Origin of the sequence: Rhodococcus sp. (in: high G+C Gram-positive bacteria) (genome assembly GCF_049286785.1) — a bacterium.
Classification (GTDB): domain Bacteria; phylum Actinomycetota; class Actinomycetes; order Mycobacteriales; family Mycobacteriaceae; genus Rhodococcus_F.
Map to the genome: position 1 here is coordinate 1 of NZ_JBAQEO010000044.1, position 2,992 is coordinate 2,992.

Annotated in this window: 4 protein-coding genes; 2 read left to right on the top strand and 2 right to left on the bottom strand. The window is 62.2% G+C overall.

All coding sequences use genetic code 11. The features are described from left to right. Positions 1 to 71: 71 nt before the first annotated feature. Together WAW17_RS01920 and WAW17_RS01925 are read right to left on the bottom strand one after the other, a co-directional pair. The gene (locus WAW17_RS01920; RefSeq protein WP_422331340.1) at positions 72 to 497 is read right to left on the bottom strand and encodes a recombinase family protein; all 426 of its coding nucleotides are present in this window, start codon (positions 495 to 497) and stop codon (positions 72 to 74) included. A 496-nt stretch (positions 498 to 993) separates the two neighbouring features. Next, complete coding sequence (locus tag WAW17_RS01925) at positions 994 to 1,533, bottom strand: DinB family protein (protein ID WP_422331343.1); 540 nt, start codon at positions 1,531 to 1,533, stop codon at positions 994 to 996. A gap of 665 nt (positions 1,534 to 2,198) precedes the next feature. Here WAW17_RS01925 and WAW17_RS01930 point away from each other — a divergent pair. Both WAW17_RS01930 and WAW17_RS01935 read left to right on the top strand, forming a co-directional pair. Then, positions 2,199 to 2,360: a hypothetical protein gene (locus tag WAW17_RS01930; protein WP_422331341.1), complete on the top strand. Its 162-nt coding sequence runs from the start codon at positions 2,199 to 2,201 to the stop codon at positions 2,358 to 2,360. A 260-nt stretch (positions 2,361 to 2,620) separates the two neighbouring features. After that, positions 2,621 to 2,992: hypothetical protein (locus WAW17_RS01935; RefSeq protein ID WP_422331342.1), on the top strand; the 372-nt coding region annotated here is incomplete at its 3' end.

The window sequence follows — 2,992 nt, forward strand, 5'->3', positions numbered from 1 at the left end:
CGTGTACGGCCCATCCATGCGACGAAGCTAACCCACGTCCCTCACAGGGTGTGGGATATCTGCGAGCGACGTCAGCAGGCGTGTTGCAATCCCACGTCCCTCACAGACGGTTGCGGCATAAAGATAATGACCACGATCAACTCGCGCTGGAACTCAGCGAGGACCGAGAGCATCCCGAACATCGCCCGCCCCTCGGCGGTCGCGGTGTCGATTCCCTGCTCGAGGACCTTCAATCCCACTCCTCGCTCGCGTAACTCGGCACCGAGGGTGATCAGGTGCAGCACCGAGCGACCGAGTCGATCGAGCCGTGTGATCACCAGGGTGTCCCCCTCGTGTAGCCGCTGAAGCACCAAATCCAGCTGAGGCCGTGACGCTTTGGCTCCACCGGCACGTTCGACGTGAATATTCTCGACATCCACGTCGGCCCTGCGCAGGGCATCGACCTGATGGTCGGGATCCTGGTCTGCGCTGGAGACGCGCGCGTAACCGATCAGCATGTGTCGAAAATACCCCACTAGGGGTTTTCCGACATAGATTTCCGACGCGGGTTACCGACACAATTTTCGGGCGGTTTCCGCAGTTATGGTCGAGTGTCGGAAAACCTCGTGATGTCCCGTCTCGTTGATCTTGGTGCACTTCGCTGACCTGAGGTATCCGGCGTGTCGTCTCATGTAGTTGAGGCGCGAGTGGTCTACTTCGGGCTGTTCGTCCAGGTCGTTCACCCATTCGGGTGGGTTCGAGCTGCGGTTTGTCGAGTACTACTCCAAGAACAGCCCCTACGACCCGCTGTTTGGCTGGTTCAAGAAGACCACGACCCGAACGCCGCAATTCGATGACGTACCTCACCATCAGTGAGACATACGGCGATCACCGCGTCCCACATATCTGAGGCACACCAGGTCAAGCCCCCCGCTCTGCCTCACCCTGGATGAGACAGGACACGTGAAGCCGACACCACCGCCTACGGTCCCTGGTGACACACGACCGCCCGAGTCAGGTCGGGCGATCGAGGGTGAGTTGCTTTTCGTGGAAGTCGAAGTGCTGGGTGGGATAGAGGTACACCTCGGCGATGGTCATGAAGTCGGTGAAGTATGGATCCCACCGGGCCGGGAAGGGCATCCCCCGCCTCAGGTCCTCGTCGGATTCGCGCTGCAATCGGCGGACCAATGAAGCGATGACTCGATCGAGTTTCGCGCCCATCCGGCGCCGGTTGAACATCAGGGTCGCAGCGCAGGAACCGTAGTAGTTCACCACGTCGAACGGACGCGTCCCGGCATCGAGGAGTCGGGCGAATCGTCGCCCGACTCCGGCGGGCAGGCGGCTGATCACTCGCACAAGCGGCAGCAACGCCTGCACCACCATGTACCCGAAAACCATATGGAAGAGCAACTGCTCGTTGGTCCACCGCGTCCCCGCGGACGGACGTCGAAGCGATTCATCCGAGGCATCCCCGAGAAGTTGATGGAGCCGCACGCGGGTGCGCTCGAGTTCACCGATGATGGCCGATCTGTCAACCGGATCCGACCGGCCCATGGTCACCACTCCAACTCCATGTCCGCGCGGCGGCTCCGGATGCCGTTGCTTCCACACTGATCATTTCGCACCACGCCTGCAATGCTCGCGGATACATCGGGACCGGATCCTCCGATGTGGTCAGTCTGCGTATGGCACCACGCCTGGCGGCGCACATGAACGTGCCCCGGCATCGGGGGGTGATGCCGGGGCACGGGGGTGTTCTGAGAACAAAATTGGGGGGATGCTCATCAGAACGAACCTGAGTCTACCGATCGGCACCGACATGCGATCGCGCGGCCACATGATTCGTAGTCAGACGGACTTGGGCGGAGTGAACCACCGGTCCGCCTGTGGTTGCGCACCGGTGCAGGGTGGGGTTCGCACTGTGTGCCCGCACGTGCGGCAGTAATGCGTGCGGTGACCGCCCCTGCCGGCGGCTGCGGCTGCGTCGCACCCACATACTTCCCAGCCGACGAGGCAGGTGCCGGGACCGAGCAGGTGCTCATTCGGGCACCGTGCCGGGGCGTCCTCGACATGCTTCACACCTTGAGTGTCGCACATATGTTCGAACTGATGTAGCCTGGTCAGGCCCCGGGTTCGTTGGGAAGACGACCCGGGGCGCACACTTTTCTCACTGCAGGAGACATGGGTACTCGGCAGCTCAGGCACGGAGGAACGGGCTCGTGAATATCGGCGATCGTGTGATGCTGCATCCCGAAGGTGTGTCGGTCTTCAGCATTCTCGACATCGAAGATGACCACGCTCGCATCGAGTCAGTTATCGATGCGCCGGGAAAATTCCCGTTCAGCGTCGCGTTGAAATTTCTCGTCCCGGCGGAGTCCTGAAATCGCCTGTCCGATTCTCCAACGTTAACGGCCCCCTTTGGATGCTCTCCGGGATATGGCCGGCCACCATGATGTCAGACACCCTTGCATCAGCCAGCCAGACCCTCACGGCCGGCTGACCCCTTCGGCCGGAGACTGACCACACCTCGATCTGCTCCTCCCGCTGATGAAAGCGGTAGGAGCAGTGCCGGATTCGACTCGCCTAGGAACGGGTCGTGACTTCGGTGGAGTAGCGATGAGACGATCGATTCATGCGATTCATGCGCAGACACCGGTGGCCGGCGCAGCCACCACCGAACACCGGCGGGGTGCCCGTGCACGGCCAGCGGGTACTCGCCGCGCACCCCGCTGTGACCTTGCAGCTCGACGACATCACCGTCTACCCGACCGGAATGCACCTGCGCCTTGCCTTGACGGCCACCAACCTCTGCGCCGAGCTCGCGCACCACGAAACTCGGCTGCTGACCAACCCTGACGACATCTCCGGGAGCTGGTCGTACCTATCCGTGCGGGTACGCGTCGGGGATATAGAGGGCGAGGCGGACCCGTACCTACCGGTGACGAGGTCATCCCGTACGTGCTCGGCACCGCAATACCGCACCAGTCCGCAGTACTGGATCGACGGCCTCGAC

What these genes read in the sequence shown, in the direction of transcription:
- WAW17_RS01920 (WP_422331340.1), bottom strand. Translation starts at nt 497, where the DNA reads ATGCTGATCGGTTACGCGCGCGTCTCCAGCGCAGACCAGGATCCCGAC.
- WAW17_RS01925 (WP_422331343.1), bottom strand. Translation starts at nt 1,533, where the DNA reads ATGGGCCGGTCGGATCCGGTTGACAGATCGGCCATCATCGGTGAACTC.